At 62.2% G+C, this 21847-nt stretch carries 18 protein-coding genes and 4 tRNA genes; 7 read left to right on the forward strand and 15 right to left on the reverse strand.

The window, feature by feature from the left end; genetic code table 11:
• Positions 1 to 9: 9 nt before the first annotated feature.
• From RCAS_RS13870 to abc-f, 5 genes are all read right to left on the reverse strand, one after another.
• Positions 10 to 864, reverse strand: coding sequence for a sugar phosphate isomerase/epimerase family protein (locus RCAS_RS13870; protein ID WP_012121187.1), 855 nt, complete (start codon positions 862 to 864; stop codon positions 10 to 12).
• Positions 865 to 988: 124 nt separating this feature from the next.
• Complete coding sequence (locus tag RCAS_RS13875) at positions 989 to 2188, reverse strand: glycosyltransferase family 4 protein (RefSeq protein ID WP_157042649.1); 1200 nt, start codon at positions 2186 to 2188, stop codon at positions 989 to 991.
• A gap of 393 nt (positions 2189 to 2581) precedes the next feature.
• Entirely contained in the window at positions 2582 to 3415 is an 834-nt protein-coding gene (locus RCAS_RS23390; protein WP_012121189.1) for a hypothetical protein, read from the reverse strand.
• Positions 3412 to 3885, reverse strand: a complete 474-nt coding sequence (locus RCAS_RS13890) for a GIY-YIG nuclease family protein (RefSeq protein ID WP_232280021.1) — start codon at positions 3883 to 3885, stop codon at positions 3412 to 3414. The genes RCAS_RS23390 and RCAS_RS13890 overlap by 4 nt, the downstream gene beginning before the upstream one ends.
• A 572-nt stretch (positions 3886 to 4457) precedes the next feature.
• Entirely contained in the window at positions 4458 to 6437 is a 1980-nt protein-coding gene (gene abc-f / locus RCAS_RS13895; RefSeq protein ID WP_012121191.1) for a ribosomal protection-like ABC-F family protein, read from the reverse strand.
• Positions 6438 to 6510: 73 nt separating this feature from the next.
• Between abc-f and RCAS_RS13900 the strand changes: the two genes are divergently transcribed.
• From RCAS_RS13900 to RCAS_RS13925, 6 genes are all read left to right on the forward strand, one after another.
• Positions 6511 to 7146 (forward strand): sigma-70 family RNA polymerase sigma factor, encoded by a 636-nt coding sequence (locus RCAS_RS13900; protein ID WP_012121192.1) that lies wholly within the window; start codon positions 6511 to 6513, stop codon positions 7144 to 7146.
• Positions 7143 to 8288, forward strand: a complete 1146-nt coding sequence (locus RCAS_RS13905; RefSeq protein WP_012121193.1) for an anti-sigma factor family protein — start codon at positions 7143 to 7145, stop codon at positions 8286 to 8288. The genes RCAS_RS13900 and RCAS_RS13905 overlap by 4 nt, the downstream gene beginning before the upstream one ends.
• Positions 8289 to 8671: 383 nt before the next feature.
• Positions 8672 to 9604: an ABC transporter ATP-binding protein gene (locus tag RCAS_RS13910; protein ID WP_012121194.1), complete on the forward strand. Its 933-nt coding sequence runs from the start codon at positions 8672 to 8674 to the stop codon at positions 9602 to 9604.
• 258 nt (positions 9605 to 9862) lie between these two features.
• On the forward strand, positions 9863 to 10771 hold the full coding sequence (locus tag RCAS_RS13915) for an NAD(P)-dependent oxidoreductase (RefSeq protein ID WP_012121195.1): 909 nt from the start codon (positions 9863 to 9865) through the stop codon (positions 10769 to 10771).
• Positions 10768 to 11682, forward strand: a complete 915-nt coding sequence (locus RCAS_RS13920; protein WP_012121196.1) for a GNAT family N-acetyltransferase — start codon at positions 10768 to 10770, stop codon at positions 11680 to 11682. The genes RCAS_RS13915 and RCAS_RS13920 overlap by 4 nt, the downstream gene beginning before the upstream one ends.
• 6 nt (positions 11683 to 11688) lie before the next feature.
• Entirely contained in the window at positions 11689 to 12201 is a 513-nt protein-coding gene (locus RCAS_RS13925; RefSeq protein WP_012121197.1) for a GNAT family N-acetyltransferase, read from the forward strand.
• A 138-nt stretch (positions 12202 to 12339) separates the two neighbouring features.
• On the opposite strand, the gene priA is transcribed toward RCAS_RS13925, so the two are convergent.
• The 9 genes from priA to RCAS_RS13970 form a co-directional block, all read right to left on the reverse strand.
• Complete coding sequence (gene priA, locus RCAS_RS13930) at positions 12340 to 14940, reverse strand: replication restart helicase PriA (protein WP_012121198.1); 2601 nt, start codon at positions 14938 to 14940, stop codon at positions 12340 to 12342.
• 765 nt (positions 14941 to 15705) lie between these two features.
• Entirely contained in the window at positions 15706 to 16416 is a 711-nt protein-coding gene (locus RCAS_RS13935) for a BRO1 domain-containing protein (RefSeq protein WP_012121199.1), read from the reverse strand.
• Between the two features lie 156 nt (positions 16417 to 16572).
• Positions 16573 to 16663 (reverse strand) — tRNA-Ser (locus RCAS_RS13940).
• 20 nt (positions 16664 to 16683) lie between these two features.
• A tRNA-Ser gene (locus RCAS_RS13945) sits at positions 16684 to 16775 on the reverse strand.
• A 38-nt stretch (positions 16776 to 16813) separates the two neighbouring features.
• Positions 16814 to 16889 (reverse strand) — tRNA-Trp (locus RCAS_RS13950).
• Positions 16890 to 16951: 62 nt separating this feature from the next.
• Positions 16952 to 17440, reverse strand: a complete 489-nt coding sequence (locus RCAS_RS13955) for a hypothetical protein (RefSeq protein ID WP_012121200.1) — start codon at positions 17438 to 17440, stop codon at positions 16952 to 16954.
• Positions 17441 to 17585: 145 nt separating this feature from the next.
• Positions 17586 to 18248 carry a deoxyribose-phosphate aldolase gene (deoC, locus tag RCAS_RS13960; RefSeq protein ID WP_012121201.1) on the reverse strand — a complete coding sequence of 221 codons (663 nt, stop codon included), beginning with the start codon at positions 18246 to 18248 and terminating at the stop codon, positions 17586 to 17588.
• 200 nt (positions 18249 to 18448) lie between these two features.
• Positions 18449 to 19714 carry a lactate racemase domain-containing protein gene (locus tag RCAS_RS13965; RefSeq protein ID WP_012121202.1) on the reverse strand — a complete coding sequence of 422 codons (1266 nt, stop codon included), beginning with the start codon at positions 19712 to 19714 and terminating at the stop codon, positions 18449 to 18451.
• A gap of 11 nt (positions 19715 to 19725) precedes the next feature.
• Positions 19726 to 20049 carry a Rieske (2Fe-2S) protein gene (locus tag RCAS_RS13970; protein ID WP_012121203.1) on the reverse strand — a complete coding sequence of 108 codons (324 nt, stop codon included), beginning with the start codon at positions 20047 to 20049 and terminating at the stop codon, positions 19726 to 19728.
• Between the two features lie 116 nt (positions 20050 to 20165).
• On the opposite strand from RCAS_RS13970, the gene RCAS_RS13975 reads away from it, so the two are divergent.
• Positions 20166 to 20256: transfer RNA gene (locus RCAS_RS13975), tRNA-Ser, on the forward strand.
• 57 nt (positions 20257 to 20313) lie between these two features.
• Here the strand turns inward: RCAS_RS13975 and RCAS_RS13980 are convergent.
• Positions 20314 to 21819, reverse strand: coding sequence for an HlyD family efflux transporter periplasmic adaptor subunit (locus RCAS_RS13980; RefSeq protein WP_012121204.1), 1506 nt, complete (start codon positions 21817 to 21819; stop codon positions 20314 to 20316).
• Positions 21820 to 21847 lie beyond the last annotated feature (28 nt).

A 21847-nucleotide genomic window follows, 5' to 3' on the forward strand; every position in this document is an offset into this window, starting at 1 on the left:
CGTTTCTTCCTATATCATAGCAGAGTATCGCCCCCACACTGCACGCCGCAACCGCGCGACCGAGTCGCACAGTGCTTCGTCGGTGTCGCGCCCGAAGCCGCCTGATTTAGGAACGCCACCGATTTCGAGAATGGCTGCCCCACGATATCCTCGTTCCCTTAGTTCGCAAAAGCGCGCTTCGAAGTCGATGCTGCCCTGACCGAGCGGCAGATGATGGTTGACCGCCGGCAGCGGTGTATCAGAGACGTGGAGCAACGTCATGCGTGGCGCGAGATCGAGCCAGTCGTTAAGTTCATTGGTTGGGGTATGGTTCAGGTCCCATACGAAACCGAGTTCGGGCGCCGCTTCGAGCGCCTGTGTGATCGCCTCGATCCGCGCAAAGAGCGGCACATCCGGTTCGTTGTGTTCCAACGCAAGGGTAAAGCCGTTGGCGCGCGCCATGTCGGCTCCCACGATCAGGGTGTCGATCAACATCGCCTCCAGCGCGCACAGTTCGGCGTCGGTCAGGCGCGTTGCCGGTGCAAAGTGCCAGTGCACATGACGAATCGCCAACCGCCGAATAGCATCCAGGTTATTGCGCAGCACGTCGAGCGGCGTTACACCGGAAGCGGTGCGCCCGTTCGCCCCGACCCGCACGACAATTTCCATCACGGCGGACATATCGTTGCTGATAAGCATGTCGCCGACGGCTGCAAGCGACATGCCGAGATATGCCGCATCGATACCCTGCTCCCGCCCGTGGATCTGGATGCAGTCACACCCAAGCCCGCGTGCAAACGCGATCTCATGCGACACCGGGCGCCAGTTGATCGGGAACAGGCGCGCATTGAAGCCGATAGCGACGGGGGGGACGGTCTGGTTCATGTCACACTTCTCGAAAAGGTTGACGCAAACATCCGCAATCGATACGCCTTCCTTCTTTACGCCTTCGCCTCAACCTGCATGACAAATCTTCCAGTGGTACGGCTTTCGATAACTGCGCGGATGTTCAGGTTCCATCTTCCATCACTGCTGCCACCGTTCGCCGCGCCACGTCTTCCCAGCGGCAGTTTTCCAACACCCAGGCGCGTCCACGCGCTCCGAGCGCGCGCCGCAGCGCACGATTTTCCAGCAGCAGATCAAGTGCAGCAGCAAATTCGGCGAAGCCGTCGAAACTCAACCCGCCGCCGCTTGCCTCGACGGCCTCGCGAGTAACGTCGCAGCGCGCATTGACGAGCGCCGGCGCCCCCTGCAACCACGACTCCATCAGCACAATCGAAAAACTTTCATAAGTCGAAGGCTGAATAAAGACATCGGCGGCAGCATAGGCATCGTGGCGCTCCTGTACGCTCACGTCCCCCAGATCGAGGACGATAGCCCTGAGCGGCGGCGGAATGTCCACCGGATCGCGTCCGGTCAGCACCAGGGTCAGCGGTGTTTTCCGGCGCGCCCAGTATTCGCGCAGGTACATCAGCAGCATGGGAAAGTTCTTTGAGACGTCGCGCCGACCGGCATAGCGCAGCACCGGACCGTGTAGTCCATATTTTTTACGGAATGCCGCGCCATCGCCGCGCGGCGTCAGGTCGATCCCTTCACCCGCCATGACAACCCGATCAGGCGGAAGGTCGTAGAGACGCAGCGCAAGCATACGTTCGGCAGGGCTGTTCGCAAGCACGCGCCGGGTGTGGCGAAACATCCAGCGATAGGTGCTGTACCGGGCATACGGTTCATCGTGCAGGCATGGCAAAAGATAGCCGCGTTCTCCGGCGAGCAATGTTCCCCAAAAGGTCGTTGGAAACGGATAGGGTATGAAGATGAATCGCCGCCGGTCACGTTCTGCGGCAATAGCGTCGAGCAGCGCATCACTCGATAGCAGCGACGCCAGCAAGCGCCGTTCGTGATCGGGAAAGTCGATCCAGTCGGCAGGGAGCCTGGCGCGCTGCACGGCTGCGGGAATGTACGGATCGCAGGGCGCGGGGCGCGGCGGTGTGAGGGGAAAACGTTGCACCGGCACGCTATCGACGACGTCGGGGCCTGTGCGATAGTATGGAGCCGGCGGACTGAACGAATCGCGCCCGTCGGTCGTCCAAACCTCGACCGGCGCGCCGAGCGCGTGGATCGCCGCAGCCAGTTGGCGCGCCTGCGTCTCGGCGCCGCCTGCCGTATCGGGACCAAACCAGGGTACAACGATGGTCATGATGTCGGACATAGCACTATTGAATGAGAGCCGACTTACAGCGCCGCCCGCGCACCGAGGCTGTTGCCGGGCAGTCATCCACGACTTAAGTCAATTATCCGCGCTATCCTACATGCCATCCAGGAGCGCCTGCCACGAGTCGGTTTCGCCCCCTGCCCCTGATCTCCCTGCTTTAAGGGCAGACAGAACATCCGAGCGAACACCGGCACTCCCACCGTGGGACTCCCACCGTGGAACGTCCGCGCGTGGCGCCGGTCTTCCCTCTCCCGCGCGGGAGAGGGGCAGGGTATGAGGGGCGTGCTGTCCGCCCTTGAACGCTCCCCGCAGGCGAAGAGCATCAACGGCGCTCCCTCGCGGGAAAGAGGCGACATCCGGCGTGACAACACGGGGAATGCTCACAGTCCACTACCTGCGAACTGCCGGGCGAGAAGCGCGGAACGCAGCGATCTCAGCGCGCGAGGCGGCATCAACGCGGATCAACGCACGCAACGCAGCGGTCAACGCTTCATTGGCGGCGTTCTGCTGCTCAACGATAGGATTGATCAGCCAGCGCAGGTATTGGCGCACTACCCGGTTGTGCAGTGCGATCACCTTTTCGGCGACAGTGCGCCCGGTAAGAGTCCAGTGGGCTGTGACGGTTTGCCGCGATTGTGCGTGATTCAGCGCATCGAGCAATTCCAGTTCGATAAAGCGCGCGGGAGGCTCCGAAGCCGCGCGTTCGCGCACCTGCGCCATGAGATCGGCATGGTTTGGCGCACTCGCAGGATCGATCTCAGCAGCAGAATGCTCCTCCGGGGCGCGCTCATTGGCGCCATTGTCGCCCTGTGTCTCGTTCCCTTTGTTGCGTGTCTGCGTCTCGGTTTCCTGCTGCTCTGCCACCTGATGCGCCAGTTCCTGGTAGGCCTCCGCCAGCAGGCGCAGGGTGCGTGCAGCGGCATCGTTGAACGCATTCTGCTGCTCGACGATTGGATTAATGTACCAGCGCAGGTAGCGCCGCACGATTTTGTTGATCAGCGCCATCACCTTCTGCGGTAGGGTGCGCCCGATGAGGGGCCAGTGCGCGCTGACCACCCGTGTGATTTCGAGGTCGTCGAGGCTGCGTTGCAAGGCGCGATGGAGCGTGTCGTCGCCAATCTGCCGGCGAGCTTCGTGCTGCGCGCGCACCGCAGCGCGCAGTTGTTCGAGGATGGCGGCGACGTCGGGTGCGCCATCGACAGGTTGTGGTCGATTATCGGTCATGGGCTGTCGAACGTGTGAATTTCAATATTCAACTGCTGCACACAAACCGGCATCCGTTCGACACACTGAAGCAGCGTATCGGTCAAAACGCGCGGCGGCGGTCGAACGGCAGAGAAGAACAGGTGACTTGTGCAGCGACTGTCGCTTGCGCCAAAACCCGGGGCGATCGGCTGAACCATCGGCGCAGCGCTCAGCGCATCGACCCACAGGCGTTCGAGTCGCGCCGAACAGGCGACGCACCAGGCTTCCTCGAGGTGGCTATGGGTGCGCAGATAGTCGATATGCCAGTGCGGGCGCACCTTATCTTTCCGAGCATGGTACGCCAGACGCGCCGGTAATCCGCCTGGTCCAAAGGCGCTGCCAACATAGAGATAATACCCGGCAGGAAAGTCCAGCGCGCCGAGTTTACCGACGGGCAACCCTGCGATATCGCGGTCAAGCCGCAGAATGAGCAGGTAGGTCCCTTTCACGATCTCCCTCTCATCCCCATGCCTTTTGCAGAGGTGCGCGCGAGAGCGCAATGCGCAAAGATCCAGCGTATGATACCAATGACCGGTGACCATCCGGCATTGTCACCCCGAGCAGCGCGAGGGGTCGTGCGCGACCCGCGCCGATTCCTCGCTGCGTTTACCCTGAGCGAAGCGAAGGGCTCGGAATGACCAGTATGCGGCATCGTCAATCGTAAGGGGGCGTGCGCGACCCGCGCCGATTCCTCGCTGCGTTTACCCTGAGCGAAGCGAAGGGCTCGGAATGACCCGCATGCGGCATCGTCAAGCGTCATTGGTATCACCTCTCGCCTCTCGCCTCTCACCTCTCGCCTCTCACCTCTCACCTCTCGCCTCTCATACCAATTCCCTGTGACCATCCGGCATGGTCACCCCGAGCAAAGCGAGGGGTCGTGCGCGACCCGCGCAGATTCCTCGCTGCGTTTACCCTGAGCGAAGCGAAGGGCTCGGAATGACCAGCATGCGGCATCTTCAATCGTAATTGGTATGAACCATCTCAACAGCGACTCGTTCTCTTTATGTCACAGTTCCTGCCGCTAAACTGCTATTGTCGCCCACTCATCGTACCGCGCGTCCAGCGTCGCCTGAACTTCGACCATCTCGATGCCCAGCGATGTTACGCGCGGGACGTCACCTGTGGCGCTGGCGGCGTTCAGCGCTGCTGCGAGATCGCGGAGTTGCGCTTCGAGACCGGCAATTTCCTCTTCCAGCGCCGCCAGGCGACGTTGCCGCCGACGTTCTTCACGCTCCGGCTCACGATTAAACGCCCGTGTATCGTTTGCAGACGAAGCAGGACGCGACTCGCGCGCCGTCTCACGCTTCTGCACACTGTTCGCCGGCCGTGCGTTTGTGGCGGGTGCAGCGTCTCGCGTGGCGCTATAGTCGGAATATGCGCCATCAAATACCTCAATGACGCCATCGCGCACCATCCAGATCGTATCGGCGACGGCATCGACAAAGTAGCGGTCGTGCGACACGAAGAGTACCGTGCCATCGTATTCATTCAGCACCGTCTCGAGCGCCTCGCGCGCATCGATGTCGAGATGGTTCGTCGGTTCGTCGAGCACCAGAAAATTGCCGCCCAACAGCATCAGTTGCGCCAGCGCCACCCTGCCGCGTTCCCCGCCGGAAAGATTGGCGATGCGCTTGGAGACCTCATCACCACTGAAGAGAAAGCGCCCCAGCAGGGTGCGCGCTTCGGTCTCTTTGATCTCCGGTCGAATACGGCGAATTTCGTCGAGAATCGTCCGATCCATCTGCAACCCTTCGTGCGCCTGAGCGTAGTAGACGAGTTTGATATTGCTTCCCAGGCGCACCCGCCCCCGCAGCGGCGGCAGGTCGCCGACAATCGTGCGCAGCAGAGTCGTCTTGCCGCAGCCGTTCGGTCCCATCAGCGCCACCCGTTGCCCGCGCCAGATTTCGAGGTCGGGGATGTGGAGCAGCGCCGGTTGCGGTGCAACGGCGGCAGGGCGCTCGTACCCCACCGTCAACTCTTCGATCTTCAACACCAGGTCGGCGCCGCGCAGGTTCGAACCGAGTTTGAACGCGAGTTTCTTCTGTTGCTCTGGTCGGGCAACTAACCCTTCGGTACGCCCCGAACCGCCTTCCCACCCTGTCTTCAGGCGCTCCAGGCGTCGTTCGCGCCCGCGCGCCTGTTTGCTGAGCTGGCTGTTTTTGAAACGGCGGATGAACTCCTCGGTTCGGGCGATTTCTTCCTGCTGCGCGCGATACTGTTTCAGTTGCAATTCGAGCCGCGCGGCTTTCAGTTCCAGATAACGCTGGTAGGGCGCAGGGTAATCGCCATCGAGACGGTTGAACGCCAGATCGAGTGTGCGGGTTGTCACCCGATCAAGGAAGTAGCGGTCGTGCGACACAACAATCAGCGTGCCGTCCCAGTCGCGCAGGAAACGTTCGAGCCATTCAAGCGCCGCCAGATCGAGGTGGTTGGTCGGCTCATCGAGCAGCAGCACGTCGGGATCGGACAGGAGCGCAGCCGCGAGCGCGGTGCGCGTCTTCTGCCCGCCGCTGAAACGCGCCACCGGTTCGTGGCGTTGCGCAGTGGTAAATCCCAGACCATCGAGGATCATGGCAATCCGCCGGTCGATGTCGTAGCCGCCAGCGTGCTCGAAGCGGTGGAGCGCCTCGCCGTAACGTTCCATCACGTCATCATGGTCGGGGCGGGCTGAGTCCGTGAGCGCGGTTTCGAGAGCGGTCATTTCATCGCGCAGCGTGTTGAGATACGCGAGCGAGGCGTGCATTTCTTCGAGCAACGTGCGCTGGCTGTCGAAGCGCACTTCTTGCGCCAGATACGCCAGGCGTGCGCCGCGCGCCATGTGGACGCTCCCGACGGTTGGCATCTCTTGTCCGGCAATGATCCGCAGCAGGGTACTCTTGCCGGCGCCGTTGACCCCGACGATTGCCACTTTCTCGCCGCGCGCAACCTGAAATCCGACATCGCGGAAGATCAGTTCAGCGCCGTAGTATTTCGTGAGATTGTTGACGGTGATGATCGACACAAATGATTTTCCGTCTCCCCTGACGCCGGTCAGATGGTTCTGTCACAAAAATCGCCGCAGCGGTGTTTCAGGTATGATTATAACAAACAATGACGCGGGAGCGATGATAGCGACAGCGAGCGACCGGAAGATGGCGGAACACGAAAGCGATGGCGCGCTGCTCGAACGACTTCGACACGGCGACGAGGCGGCGTTCGAGGAACTCTTCGCGCGCCACTATGCCACGGTGTACCGCGTGCTCTATGGGCTGACCGGGAAGCGCGAGATGGCGGAGGATGCGGCGCAGGAGACGTTTCTCATCCTCTACCGGCGACCGCCGGCGCCCCATCAACCGTTACGCCCGTGGCTCTGTCGCGTGGCGCTCAACACCGCACGCAACGCGCTGCGCGGTGAACGGCGGGATGCCATGCGCATCGCACGATTGGCTCAGGCGCCCGCTGCCGAAGACCCTTCTGAGGCGGCGGAGCGCGCCGAGGAGCGCGATCAGGTGCGCGCTGCCCTGGCGACCATGCCGCAGCGCCAGGCGCACCTGTTGCTGCTGCGCCATGCCGGATTGTCGTATGCTGAAGTCGCCGCCGTGCTCAACCTCGCACCGGGTTCGGTCGGCACACTCCTCGCCCGCGCCGAACGCGCGTTTGTTGCGGCATTTACAAAGGAACAAACCGCCGCCACGGAAGAGCATTCGTCTGGAAAGCAGGTGCAGCCATGACCAGGTGCTACGATGATGGCGCATTACGCGCCGGGTTGGATGGCGAACTTCCAGCGGAGGCGCTGCGCGCGCAGCATGAACACCTGGCGGCGTGCCCGGAGTGCCGCGCGCGTCGCGCAGCGTTGAAGTCCCTGGCAGATCAGGCGTCCTTGCTGTTGAACGCAGCGCCGCCGGATGTCCCCGTCGCACTGGCTGCGCTGCGTCAGCATCTCGACCATGAGCGACCGGCATCGGGTGGCGGTCGCTCATCGCACCCCCAATCATTGCAAAGGAGTATTCCCATGACCTCAACACGAGTATGGCGTCCCTGGATGGGATGGGCGGCTGCGCTGGCAGTCGTCATTGCGCTGCTGGCATTTCCGCCGGTGCGCGCCATCGCCGATCAATTGCTGAACGTGTTCCGCATCCAAAACGTAGTTTTCGTTCCGGTTACGGGCGAACGGATAGAGCAGTTGCAGCAGCTCAACTTCGATGAGCAAACACTGTTTATTGCCCCGCCGAAGCAGACTGGCGGCTCGTCCGAAGTGCGCGCGGTCGCATCCTTAAGTGAAGCGGCGGCGCTCGTTGGGTTCACACCAGCGCAACCTGTGTTGCCCCGCCCATCATCGAGTGCAGAGTTTGCCGTAACTGACCGCGCGACCTTCGAGTTTCAGGTAAATGTCGAGTCGGCGCGTGAACTGCTCCGCCTGGCCGGCGTCAACGATGTCACGCTGCCGGATGCGCTCGGCGCAGCGCCGATTGTCGCCGAGATGTCCCCCGCTGTCAGCGCCCGCTACGTCGGCGACGGCTACGAGGCGATGCTGGTGCAGGGCGTCAGTCCGCAGGTGACGCTGCCCGATGGTGTGGAGATGCAACAACTGGGGTACGCCGCGCTGCGCATGCTCGGTATGGAGCCGCGTCAGGCAGCAACGCTTGCCGCGCAGATCGATTGGCGCACCACGCTGGTCTTCCCCTTCCCGGCGGATATCAACTCGTTGCGTCAGGTGACGGTCGGCGGTTCGCCGGGATTGCTGGTGAGCGGTGAACACGACGGAGAGCGATACCAGAGTCTCTACTGGCAGCGTGGTGAGCGTTTCTATGTGCTGTCGGGGAGCGGATTGACCGTCGAGACGTTCCTGACGATGGCGGAGTCGGTGCGATAGAAGTAACCGTTTCACGTTTGTTGCATGTCGGGCGCTGCGCCTTGCTCGCAGGTGCACGGCAGAAACGGGCAAACATTTATCGGGATGCCCCCTGTGGGCGCCCGATAGCAGGGTGGATGGGCGTAGGCGTTGCTCTCTGTGGCTCGGTGGTGCGAAATAATACCAATGACCGGTGACCATCCGGCATGGTCACCCCGAGCAGCGCGAGGGGTCGTGCGCGACCCGCGCAGATTCCTCGCTGCGTTTACCCTGAGCGAAGCGAAGGGCTCGGAATGACACGCATGCGGCATCTTCAATCGTCATTGGTATAAGAGGCGGACAGATACGGTAAAACCATAGGCGCCGTCCTTCGTGCGCCTTCGTGCTCTTCATGGATACATATCATGCCCGACTACGTGATTGAAACAACCGGTCTGCGCAAGGTCTACGGCGCGAAAGTCGCCGTCGCCGACCTGACACTCCAGGTGCCACGCGGCGAAGTCTTCGCCTTCCTGGGACCGAACGGCGCCGGGAAGAGCACAGCAGTCAAGATGCTCCTCGGATTGGTGAAGCCAACAGAGGGCGACGCGCGCGTGCTGGGCTTCGCCCCAGCCGATCCTCGCGCGATGGCGCGGATTGGTTTTCTGCCAGAGCACTTCCGCTTTCACGAATGGTTGCAGGCTCATGAATTCCTCGATCTGCACGCCCGCCTGAGCAGCCTCCCCGCATCGGTGCGGCAGCGGCGCATTCTCGAGGTGCTGGCGCTCGTTGGATTGTCTGAGCACGCGCAGCGTCCGCTTGCCAATTTCTCCAAAGGCATGCTCCAGCGCATCGGTCTGGCGCAGGCGCTTATTCACGAACCGGAACTGGTGTTTCTCGATGAGCCGACGTCGGCGCTCGACCCATTTGGGCGCATGCTGGTGCGCAATATCATTCGCGACCTGCGCGCCCATGGCACGACAGTGTTCCTCAACTCCCATCTGCTCGGCGAAGTCGAGTTGACGTGTGATCGGGCGGCATTCATCCGCGAAGGGCGTGTGCTACGCACCCTGAGCCTGCACGACGCCGCAGCCGGCAGAGTACGGGTGACGCTGCGAGTCGCAGGCGCGTCGAACGGGTTGCTGACATCTCTGGCGGCGCTCTGCGCCAACGGCAGCACACCGCAGGAAACGTCGCCAGGAATGATCGAACTGGAAGTCGCCGGTGAAGACACGCTGCCGCAGATCGCAGAGCATATCGTTGCGAGTGGCGCACGCCTCTATGCTCTCACACCACAGCGCGTCTCCCTTGAACAACTCTTTCTCGAAATCGTCGGCGCCGACGACAGTGGACAGTGAGCGTCCCCGGAATCTCCGGGCGCCGGTTGCGGGGACAGGTTCCCGCCATGCCGGACCTCGTCGGGCGCCCACGGGGGGCGCGCCCTATCACCCACGGTTTAAGGGCGGACAGAGCATCTGAGCGAACACCGGCACGCCCGCTCGTGAACCACCCACGGATAGGTGCCCCGACGACGCTGCCGCCTTACGCGGCCGTTACCTGCACCCTCAGACATGGTATGATATGCGTGGGGTACGCCATTATCACGAGGTCCGTGCATGGAACGTCTCGGGTTCATTGGGCTGGGGCGCATGGGTCAGGCGATGGCGAGGCGCCTGCTGACGGCAGGATTCCCGCTAACGGTTCATAATCGGACGCGCTCGCGCGCGAATGCGCTGATTGCCGCAGGTGCGGTCTGGGCGGACACTCCCTCAGAAGTCGCCGCGCGCAGCGACATGGTGTTCACCATTCTGACCGACGAGCAGGCAGTCGAAGCGGTCTACCGCGGTCAGGGCGGGTTGCTTTCCACAGATGCTCCTGGTCGTCTGTTCATCGAAATGAGCACCATCCGCACCGCCACAATCCTGGCGCTGGCTGAGGCAGTCGAACAACGTGGCGCACATCTGCTCGACGCGCCGGTCTCCGGCACGGTCGCCCCGGCGCGCGACGGGCAGTTGCTGATACTGGTCGGCGGCAGAGCATCGGATGTCGAACGCGCCCGACCGGCGCTCCAGGTTTTGGGCAGGCGCATCATTCATCTTGGCGGGCAGGGCGCCGGCACAACCATGAAACTGGCGCTCAATATGACGATGGCATGCTTCTGGGGTGCGCTTGCAGAGTCGCTTGCCATAGGGCGGCAGTTCGGGCTGAGTCTCGATGCAATGCTCGATGTGTATCTGGACTCGCCGGTGGCGCCACCAGCGTTGCGCAGCAAGACACCGACGCTGCTTGGCGAAACGAGTGAAGTGGCGTTCGATGTTGCGGGTGTGCGCAAAGACCTGCGCTCCATGGTTGCAACAGCGCAGGACGCCGGCGTGCCAGCGGCGGTAGCCGCAGCGGCGCTCGCGCACTTTGCCGCCGCCACCGCCGCCGGGTATGGCGAACGCGATCTGGCGGCAATTGTCGAATATCTGGCGGATGTCGCGCGTCGCACAGCGCGCCCCGTATTCACATTGGGCGAGCCATGATCATTACGATACGCCCCTTTACCGGTGCTGCCGACATCGAGCGGATGATCGAACTGGCGCAGACGTTCCCCGATCAGTGTCTGCGCGCGGTTGATCTCCCCTACCGCCTGGCATCATGGACGCTCGACAATTCCCGCAATGCCAGTCTATGGGAGGATGAATCGGGAGGTCTGCTGGGATTCGCGGTGATCCAACTCCCGTGGCATTCGCTCGACACCTGTGCGCATCCTGCGGCATGCGAAGCAGGCATCGAAGAGTTGATGCTGGTGTGGGCGACAGAACGGGCGCAAGAAATTGTCGACCAGACGAATCGCGCGTTGACGTTGTACGTGGATGCGCTCGAGTACGATCTGGATCGGGTGGCGCTGCTTGCGGCACATGGGTTCGCACCAGATTATCCGTCGATGATCCGTATGGCGCGTTCACTCGATCGGGTGCTGCCGGCGCCGGTTCTGCCGGATGGGTTCATCTTGCGCCCGATTAATGGCATGCGCGAGGTGCAGGAGTATGTCGCACTGCACCGCGCTGCGTTCGGCACCGCCGATATGACGATTGAATGGCGCAAACGCACCCTGTGCATGCCGCAGTACATCCCGGAACTCGATGTCGTCGCAGTTGCGCCAGATGGACGCCTGGCAGCGTTCTGCATCTGCTGGCTCGGGCCGAAAGAAGGTGAGGGGTACATCGAGCCGCTCGGCGTCCATCCCGACTTCGCCGGGCTGGGACTTGGGCGTGCTGTGCTGCTCGAAGGATTGTGGCGATTGCAGGCGCACGGTGCGATGATTGCGCTGATCGATCGGTACGAAGGGGATGAGAGCGCCCGCGCTTTGTACGAGTCGCTCGGATTCCGCACGCATGTGCGGACGGTGACGTATACGCGCCGTTTTTATGTTCTGCAGAAATCTGTGTGAGTGCGTATGACCGATGATCTCGCTCCGACGCTGACCGGTGAGTATATCGAATTGCGGCCACTTGCTGAACGCGATCTGCCCCATCTGTTGAAGGTATACCAGGGAACGCCGCTCTATTTTGACGGTCTGGGAGACCGCGCGGATCGCCTGACGCTCGATGATGTGCGCACCCAATGGCAACGGGCGCAAGAGTCGCTAGATCGAGTGCTATTTGGCGTGTATCATCCGGTCACCGGTCTGCTGATCGGTGCGGCAGACGTTCAGATCGGTGCGCCACGATCAGATACAGCGGCGGTCTGGTTGCTGATCTGGGGTGGGTTTCAGCGTCAGGGGTACGGGCAGGAGTGTCTGGCGCTTATCGAGTCCTGGCTGATTCCGAAATATGTCACTACCCTGTGCGCGATTGCGACCCATAATGAGGAGGGAATTTCCTTCCTCGAATTGCAGGGCTTTCGCCGGACGGACCTCCCCGCAGAACCGCCGATCGGTCGCGGCAAGGCGTTCTGGATGTGTTGGTGATGGAAGGTTCGGGGCGCTGCTTTAGGGTGTTGGTCGCCTTCTCATCATCCCAACACCCGGAGAAGTCAAGAGCGGTGAGAGAGAACGTGGAACGCACCACCTATCACCGCTTTCACATCTCTTCTCGCCTCACGCCTCTTACAACACATGAACGGGATCGATATCGATCACCCATCCCGGCGGCAGGAGCAGCGCGTTGAGAAGCGGCGTCGGGTCAACTGCCCGGAGGATGAGGTGCCAGCGGTAGCGATTGCGTTGAACGTGGAAGAAGGCAGGTGCCGGTCCAATGAGACTCCAGTCGGTCGTGAGGCGCTTTGTTGCCTGTACACGAATCTCGTCTGCCAGCGACTCGGCGGCGCGCCGTGCGCGCACGTCGCTGCCAGCGCTATAGACGAAGCGCACCAGGCGAGTAAACGGCGGATAGCCGGTCTGGCGGCGAAAGGCGATTTCCTCCTCGTAGAAGGCGTGGTAATGATGCTCCTGCGCGGCGCGAATGGCGTAGTGTTCGGGCGTGTAGGTCTGAATGATCGATTTTGCGCCTTCTGCGCGCCGCCCTGCCCGCCCGGCGACCTGCGTCAATAGTTGGAAGGTGCGCTCACCGGCGCGAAAATCTGGCAGGTACAGCCCAGTGTCTGCGACAACCACGCCGACCAGTCCAACCATCGGCAGATCGAGACCTTTAGCAATCATCTGTGTGCCGACCAGCACATCTGCTTCGTGGTGCAGAAATTGATCGAGCAGGCGGTCGTGGTCCCCTTTCCGCCCAACACTGTCGCGATCCCAGCGCAATACGCGCGCATCAGGGAAGAGCGTTGCGATCTCGTCAACCACCCGTTGCGTGCCGATGCCAAACGATTTGACGCGGGAACTCCAGCAGTGTGGGCAGATAGCGGGCGGCAACTCCCGATGGTTACAGGTGTGGCAGACGAGTAGCCCTGGCGATGCCGATCGGTCGCTGCTGGGCTGACCGGACGCCTCCTGGTGTAGCGTCAACGGCGAGGAACAATTCGGGCAGGTGATAACGTGACCGCAATCGCGGCACATATAGAACGATGCCGAGCCGCGCCGGTTGAGAAAGAGTATCGCCTGTTCGTCACGTTCGAGCGTTTCCGCCAGCGCCTTCTGAAGCGCGCGGCTGAAAATCGAACGGTTATTCTCCGCCAGTTCCCGCCGCATATCGACAACGATCACCTGTGGCAGGGGCAGTCTGCGGGTATACGGCAATCCATCAGGACCGGTGGCCATCGCAACACGATCCGGCAATTCTAGCAATCGCAGGTGACCGGTGCGTGAGGCAGCGTAACTCTCGACCGATGGAGTGGCACTGCCGAGAATGAGCACGCTGCCGGTGATCGCTGCAAGGCGCTGCGCCACATCGCGCGCGTGATAGCGCGGCGCGGCATCGTGTTTGTACGACGGCTCGTGTTCTTCATCAACGATGATTAAACCCAGGTCAGGAAGCGGCGCAAAGACGGCAGAGCGCGATCCAATGGCGATGCTCGCATCTCCCCGGCGCAACCGACGCCACTGATCATACCGTTCGCCAGTTGCAAGTTCACTGTGCAGCACTGCCAGGCGACCGGGGAAGCGGGCGGCGAAGCGGCGCACCAGTTGGGTCGTCAAGGCGATTTCAGGAGTCAGCACGAGCGCCTGCCGACCCAGGCGCAAGACCCGTGCAATGGCGCGCAGGTAGAGTTCGGTTTTGCCGCTGCCGGTGACGCCGTAGAGCAGAAAGCGCCTCTGAACGGCATCAGTATCATCGTTCGGTGAAGACCCCTTCAGACAATCAATCACGCGCGCAATCTCGTCCCACGCCTTTTGCTGCGCCGGGCTGAGCGCTGGCGGCGTATCGGGCAAGGCGCTGATGTGCATCAGCGGGTTGCGCCACACCTCATGCGCTATCACCTCGACCAATCCCCGGCGTTCGAGGGCGCGCAGTGCGCCGGTATCGGCGGCAGCGGCAGCGAGCGCCTCGGAGGCCGGTGCAGGCTCAGGGTGGTCGATCAGATAGGCCGCCAGAGCGCGTTGCCGGGGTGCGCGCGCAAGAGTTTCCAGCGCAGCACGCGCTTCATCTGGCGACACAGCGAGGCGCACCAGGCGTTCGATGCGGGGGCGCGCACGCGCCCGGCTGAGGATCATACCACGCTCGATGAGGCCGCGTTCGCGCAGGGCAGCGTAGATTGCCTGAAGTTCAGCATCGCTGCCACGGAGCCGCCTGCGAAGATCGCGTTCGGTCATTTCGCCACTGCGACGCAACAGGTAGAGCACGTCCCGCTCGCCAGGAGGCAACGCGCCCAGCGTGGCGCTATGCCCTTCCACCGTTGCGCGCCAGGAGGTTTCGGATTCACGGGTGACGCCAGGCGGCAGCATAAGGCTCAGCGCTTCGTACAACGACACCCGATAATACTCGGAAATCCAGCGCGCCAGCCGGATCTGCGCTGGCGTCAACGACACATCTGGATCGGCAATATCGATCAGGTCGCGCAATGTGGGAGGATGCGCATTTGACCGGTTGAGCGAGTCGGATCGGAGGCGCGGCGGACTGAGGGGATCGTCTGGGTTGTACAGACTGCCGCCCCATGTGTACAGTTCGAGAACGATACCCTGCACATGCCGCTGGCGCAGCGGCGCCCACACCAGATGCCCGACCTGTATCACGGAGTGCAGCGGCGGCAGCACGCGGTAGGTGAACACCGCATCGGCGCCCACGGCGACATCGGCAAGCAATTCAGCAGTCATGCCACCAGTGTAACACACGTGTTTCGGCGCCGTGCAAAAGGCAGGGGCGGGTCTGAGACCCGCCCCCCGTGGGATTCGCCCCCACCCCCCGTCGCAGAAAAAGGCAGGGGCGGGTCTCAGACCCGCCCCCCGTGGGATTCGTCCCCGCCCCCCGTCGCAGAAAAAGGCAGGGGCGGGTCTCAGACCCGCCCCCCGTGGGATTCGCCCCCACCCCCCGTCGCAGAAAAAGGCAGGGGCGGGTCTCAGACCCGCCCCCCGTGGGATTCGTCCCCGCCCCCGTGGGATTCGTCCCCGCCCCCGTGGGATTCGTCCCCGCCCCCCGTGGGATTCGTCCCCGCCCCCCGTGGGATTCGCCCCCGCCCCCCGTCGCAGAAAAAGGCAGGGGCGGGTCTCAGACCCGCCCCCCGTGGGATTCGCCTCCGCCCCCCGTCGCAGAAAAAGGCAGGGGCGGGTCTCAGACCCGCCCCCCGTGGGATTCGTCCCCGCCCCCCGTCGCAGAAAAAGGCAGGGGCGGGTCTCAGACCCGCCCCCCGTGGGATTCGCCCCCGCCCCCCGTCGCAGAAAAAGGCAGGGGCGGGTCTCAGACCCGCCCCCCGTGGGATTCGTCCCCGCCCCCCGTGGGATTCGCCCCGCCCCCCGTGGGATTCGTCCCCGCCCCCCGTGGGATTCGCCCCCGCCCCCCGTCGCAGAAAAAGGCAGGGGCGGGTCCCAGCCCCGCCCCCCGTGAGATTCGCCCCCGTGGGATACCGCCCCCGTGGAGGTCCTTTACGTCGTGCTCGACGGGGAAGGCGTCGGCGTTACCGGCGCCCCCCACCAGCCACGACCGTGGAAACCACGACCGCGCGGAGCAAAGAGCAACGAACCCTTCTGCTGAAGGTTCGCATAGACCGCATCCGCCTGCGCTTGGGTCAGGCTCCCATTTGCAACCGCCTGATCCAGTTGAGTCTTGGCGGCCGCCAGAGCAGCATTAATCACATCCTGTTCAGCCACTCCCTTCGACTGCGCAATCTGCGCCAGCGTTTGTCCGTTTTGCAGTTGAGTCAGCAGATCGCTCGTGGTCATCCCCAATTTCTGCGCAGCGGCATCGAGCATTGCCTGGCGAATATTCACCAGCGCCTGCATACCTGGTCCTTTACCACGCCCACGACCCCAGAGCACACCGATGTCGCCCGACTGCAAGCGCGCCTTGAGCGCATCGCCCTGCGCTTGCGTCAGCGTCCCCTGTTGCACGGCATTGTCGATAGTTTTGCTGCCCGCCGACTGAATGGCGCTATCGAGCGTAGCGCGTTGAATATTCAAGGCAGCGGCAAGCTGGTCCAGGAAATCGTTCCACAGCGACGCCCTGGAAATACCGGATGGCGTCGTTGGTGACGACTGCGCACGAACCGGTGCTGCGGAAAAGAGCGGACCGATAGCGATGCCGAGGACGAGTCCTGCAGCTATCGCACCAATGATGAGTAAGCGAGAAAGGTTCATACCTTCATCTCCTCCATTGTATCGAGCGTTGTGCGGCGCCGTTCACCGCTGCTCCTATAGTAGAAAAAGATTGTTAGGAAGATGTTCAGGGCATTTGAGGAGGAGATAAAAGGTGTAACAAACCTCCCGAAGGTTCGGAACCTGCGGGAGGTTTCGTGGCGGGGAGGGAGGGATTCGAACCCTCGAGGGGATTGCTCCCCTAGCGGTTTAGCAAACCGCCGCACTAGGCCAACTATGCGACCTCCCCATGCGGAGTGTATATTCCGGTGGCGGAGGGGGTGGGATTCGAACCCACGGGCCTTGTTGAAGGGCCGGTCGTTTTCAAGACGACTGCATTACAACCACTCTGCCACCCCTCCCACTGAATCAAGCGCCTGGCGACGCTTCATCATTGGGGTGGCAGGCGGGACAGGAATCGAACCTGCAACCTGCGGATTTGGAGGCCGCTGCTCTGCCAATTGAGCTACCCGCCTGCGTCGCCGATCATCATAGCATATCAATGCCATTTTCGCAAGATCACCAACGCCCTGGGCTGTTACATCGCAAAGCCAAGATTGCCCTGATGCCCGTTTCCACCAATCGCATCGATCGTCGTCTGCGCAATGCTATGAACAATCCGAACAATCGCCGCCTCCAGCAGCGCAAAGGGCTTGCGGTCATTCCGCTCTGGAGGAGCGAATTTCCGCGCTGCCTCGAAATACCAGTGAATGTGAGCAATCAGATGGACTCGTTCCACATGGTATCGTTGCAGGATGGGCCATCCCCAACGATACTCACGCTCGATCACAGCAATGGATTGCAACCGCAGGACGACCTGTATCAGGCGGTGAAATCGGCGAGGTGTGCGTTCGTATACCAGTTGCTGAAACTCGGCTGCATCGGGCCGGGTTGGATCGTAACAGAGCGACGGAAATGCGCCCATGAGCCGTTCCGTTACCGCACGACAGATATGCTCACGCCGCACATCGAGCAATGCCGCGTACTGCTCTCCTCGAACCGCAAGCCACTCATCCAGTGGGACCATGACCCGCTCCTTTTCGGTCGCGAAAGCCCACACTGCCAGAAAGAGCCAGATAGCCGATGCGGCTATCCGTCGCTTGTCAGAGGTACAACATGATGCTGCTTCTAGCGTACCACAAATAGACGTGAAAGAAAAGACAGAACTTGCGCTATTTCTCACTCATTTTTTCACGCACGATAGCAATACCGGAACTCGTGCCGATCCGGTCGGCGCCCGCAGCAATCATCGCGTGCGCATCCGCCAGGGTGCGAATGCCGCCAGCCGCTTTGATGCGGGCGCGATCACCCACCACTGCCCGCATAAGCGTGACATCTGCCACAGTTGCGCCGCCGGATGCAAAGCCGGTGGAGGTCTTAACAAAGTCAGCGCCCGCCTCAACTGACAGCGTACACGCGCGGCGCTTTTCATCATCGGTCAGCAATGCCGTTTCGATAATCACCTTGCAGATCGCACCGCCTGCGTGCGCCGTTTCGACGACGCTGCGGATGTCGTTACGAACGTGGTCATCGTCGCCGCTTTTGAGATGCCCGATGCTGATGACCATATCGATCTCACGCGCACCATCGGCGATAGCCTGGCGCGTCTCGAAGACCTTGGCGGCTGTGCCGTTCGCGCCGAGCGGAAATCCGGCAACTGAGCACACGACTGTGACGCTGCCTGCGAGCAGCGCTGCCGCCTGCGCAACGTACACCGGATTGACACACACCGCAGCAAAGCCATATTCGCGTGCTTCAGCGCATAATTGTGCAATCTGCTGCGGTGTTGCATCGGGTTTCAGGAGTGTATGATCGATCATGCGTGCAATATCCATGATGGTTGCTCCTGGGTATGAGGACCAAGAACCAAGAACTGAGAACCAGGAACCGATGGGTGAGAGGTCAGGGACATGTTTTTGCCTGTACCCTTAACCTGCCTGCATTTCTCCTGCACCCTTCACACCTTCAACCTTCTTCCTGCCTTTCACTTCTGTGCCGCTTTACCTTTGTGGAAGTCTTGGTACTTGTACCTGGCTTAACCCGTGGGAGTCAGGCGCGGTAAAGTTAACAATGCATGCGGCACGTCCAGGAATTCGAGCGGCGCATTGGGCGCCAGATTGAACGTGGCGCGCGCCAGGCGATCCGCCAGCGCAAAGCCCGCTGCCATATCGGGAACGGCATGCATATGGCAGGCGCGCACTACATCCGGGTGGTGCGCACCAACAACAATGATCGGATGGTGCACCAGCACCTGCGCCAGGATGTAGGCGCGCTGTGCGCCAGCCGGGAACCCCGTGCGTCGTAAGTGGTCCAGCAGTTGTTGCGGCGATGCGGCATTTGAAAGGACATCGAAAAAGCGACGCTCGCCAGCGCCCTCACCGGCGCCTTCGGGGATCGGAGCAGGCAGTAGAATGGGTGCGCCGGGGAGAAGTGGAGTGCGTTCCGCCAGCGCCAGATAGGTGGCTGCGCGACTCGCCTGATACAGGTTGACCGCCTTGGGTCCGTCGACTCCGGCACGCGCGATATGGACCGGCTGCGCCACCGGCACCTCGTAGATCGCGCGTGCCCGCCCCACCAGATAATCATGGACGAGCGCTGGCGGACCGGCGGCGATCAGTAAGGGTTCACCAGTATCGCCAAGAATGGCGTTAACGACATAGCGTAATCCGGCACGTTCACCACCAGCGCGCACAAATGCCTGAAATGGGTTGCCGTCGATCGCTCCCAATCGTGTTCCTGGATGATCGAGCATAGCCGATCCATGAGTAGCGCTGATCGTTGCCTCGCCGCCGCAGCCGATGACGACAGTTTTAGCGCCGCCGGAATAGCCAGCGTACTGGTGCGGCTCGACGACGCCGGTCGCAAGCAGCAGGTCGGTTTCGACACAGAGGCGATTGATGAGTAGCGGGATGCCATCGATGGTTCCGAGATCGACGAGACCACCAGGATCGAGGGCGTTGTGGTCGATGATCCGGTAGCGCGAGACGATTGCCGTTCCCAGTTTGGCAATGCGTTCGGCAGGGGTCGAAGGACGGTGCAAACCGGTGGCGCAGATCAGGGTGATATGATCGGGTGCGACGCCGCACCGGTCAAGTTCGCTGAGCAGACTGCCAACGAGCCGTTCATCCGGGCAGGCGCGCGTCGCGTCGGTGAAAGCGATTGTTACACGCATACCGGGGCGCGCAAGGTCGGCGAGGCATTGATCGCCAATGACCTGCGTGGCAAGGTGCGGCGCTTCCGGTTCGCGATTGACGGCGCGTGTGACGCGCCAGGACGGCGGTAGTTCCTCCAAGGCATTCATAGCGTTCTCCGTCAATCGGGCCAGTCAACGATGACGAAGATACTGTCATCATCGATCCGGGTTTCGTAGGTTGGGATGCGGATGCCAATCGGCGGAACAATGGCTTTGCCCGTTCGGACGTTGTAGGTCCAACCGTGCCACGGACAGGTGACGGTTTCGCCAATGAGCACGCCGGACGACAACGGTCCCCCTTCGTGGCGGCACGAGTCGCTGAAGGCATAGATCACGCCATCGACATTCGCCAGAGCGATCGGCAACCCATCGATTTCGACATAGATCATGCTACCAGGAGGAATGTCGCCGGCAGCGGCGACGCAAACAATTTCACGAGCCATACGAGGGATATTGTAGCATGCAGGTGGGAATGGTGTATAATACCAGGTACGAGGCGCACGAGCAGAACTATTGCATCGCAACGGTTCAACAACATCGCCTTTACCGACACAAACACGGGGAGGTCGCATAGTGGCCTAGTGCGCGGCACTGGAAATGCCGTAGGGGGTACTCCCCCCTCGCGGGTTCAAATCCCGCCCTCCCCGCCAGCAGGGGCGCCCTTATGGGCGCCCCTCCCTTTTGTAACCTTCATATGGAATCGTCGCCTACGGTTGACCAATGGCGACCGAGGCGGTCATATTCCAGCGCAGGCGCGTATCGTGCTGGTTGGGGGCAATGATCACGCGATAGGTAATATCCCCCTGGCGGTTCTCGCCAAGTTCGCGGATGCGCGTCACGCGCCCCTGCATTTCGACGCCGGGCAGTGCGTCGAATGTGATGGTTGCCAACGCATCAGGCTGTACCTTGACGATACTCAGTTCGGTCAGGTCGGTCGTTTCGATCTGCCATGCTGATGGATCGCCGATGGTGATCAGCGCCGTGCCGGGAGTCACATATTCGCCAGGCTTAATATTGACCGCAGCAACCAGTCCACCGAACGGCGCGCGCAGGGTCATTTCGTCGAGTTGTGTCCGCGCAGCAAGGAGCGCAGCAGTAGCGCGACGCACCTCGGCTTCCGCCTCGGCGATCTGAGCGGTTGTCGGTCCGGCTTTCAGGCGCGCCAGATTTGCCTGTGCTTCCGCCAGCGCAGCCTCAGCGACTGCAATCGCCCCGCTGCGTTCTTCGCCACGGAGTTTGTCGAGGCGCGCCTGTGCATCGGCCACTTCGGCGCGCGCTGCAGCGAGTTCGTCGTTGTTCGTACTGCGCAGCACACGGTCGTATGCCGCCTGCGCTTCGATGACGCGCTGCTCGGCGGCGCTGACGCCGACCGCCTCTGCCTGGCGAGCCGCGTCGTATGCCACACGCGCCTGCTCGACACTGCTCTCGGCGCTGCGCAGCGCCGTTTCTGCCTGCACGAACGCATCGAGGAACTTGCGCTTCTCGGCTTCGTTCAAGCCGTACCCCAGTGTTGGGTGCCGACCATCGGACTGGACGGCATCCCACTCACTCCTGGCGACCACCCAGGCTGACTGGGCACGTGTGAGCGCGTCAACCGCCTGGTCCATCCGCAGGCGGGCATCGGTCTTGGCAGCCGAGAGTCGCGCCTTTTCGGCTTCGAGCGTCGCGCGCGCTTCGTCGAGGCGCGCTTTTGCCTGAATGACTTCAGGGCGATCATCGGCGCGTTCGAGTTCCGCCAGCCGCGCGTGCGCCTGCTGGAGACGCGCTTCAGCAGCCAGGATGTCGCGATCGGTCACGCTGCCGCGCACCTGCTGCACCTGCGCTTCGGCACGCCGAACCTGTGCTTCGGCAGCCATCAGTTCTTCTTCGCTCGATCCCGCCTTCAGGCGCGCCAGCGCCGCCTCGGCGCGCGCCTTGTCGGCTTCCGCCTGCGCCACCAGCGCCTCCTGGCGGCGGGTATCGAGCCGGAGGAGCGCCTGTTGCGACTGCACTATATCGCCTTCTGCTACGAGCACTTCCGCCACGACGCCATTGCTGTTCATTGCCAGTGCAGCACTGCGCATCGGCACGACACGCCCTTCGGCAACCACGCGTTCATCGGCGCGCACTGGCGGAATGGGGGTAGGTTGAGCAGTGTTCGCCTGCCCGCCGCAGGCAGTCAACATAAGCAGCGCCGCCGCCACAGCGGTGTTCTTAATGGAAAACCGGAACATGCGCCTGCCTCACTCTCTTTGAGACGCA

The sequence above is a fragment of the Roseiflexus castenholzii DSM 13941 genome (assembly GCF_000017805.1).
Lineage (GTDB): Bacteria > Chloroflexota > Chloroflexia > Chloroflexales > Roseiflexaceae > Roseiflexus > Roseiflexus castenholzii.